The sequence below is a fragment of the Aromatoleum evansii genome (assembly GCF_012910805.1).
GTDB classification, from domain to species: Bacteria; Pseudomonadota; Gammaproteobacteria; order Burkholderiales; family Rhodocyclaceae; genus Aromatoleum; species Aromatoleum evansii.
In genome coordinates this window covers 1-399 of the sequence record NZ_WTVK01000283.1, presented here as the reverse complement: position 1 = coordinate 399, position 399 = coordinate 1, and the positions used below count along the sequence as shown (strand labels likewise).

The 399-nt window shown below is 58.1% G+C and carries 1 protein-coding gene and 1 pseudogene; both read right to left on the bottom strand.

Features of this window, described 5'->3' with window-relative positions:
- The coding region (locus GO615_RS28760; RefSeq protein WP_211167446.1) for a hypothetical protein at positions 1–192 on the bottom strand (192 nt) is incomplete at its 3' end.
- A pseudogene (locus tag GO615_RS28325) lies at positions 189–399 on the bottom strand (alkanesulfonate monooxygenase); the annotation flags it as partial. The gene GO615_RS28760 and the pseudogene GO615_RS28325, both read right to left, overlap by 4 nt.

The window sequence follows — 399 nt, the reverse complement described above, 5'->3', positions numbered from 1 at the left end:
GATCGCGAGCGGCACGATCCACGGGATCAGGCCGTCGACCCTGGGCAATTTGAGAACGCTGGAGCTGCTTCCGTTCCGATCGGATCGGATCGGAGCTTCAGATTTTTGGTTTGACGTGTTTTCTTCACGCGAACCGGCACCCACCTCGCTCGAAAACGCTTTGCGGCGCGGTAGTGAATCGATCAAGCTCATGATTGCGACGCCTGTTTCTGCGGCCGATATTCGTTGCCGATGGTCTCACCGAACGGCCCGGTGTTGACCCTGATCGACGTCACGTTGTTGCCGTGCGCAAGCGACAGCAGCGGGAACACCAGCTCGGCGAAGCGATAGGCTTCCTCCAGATGCGGGTAACCCGACATGATGAACGTATCGACGCCGATCTCCTGATACTCCTTGATC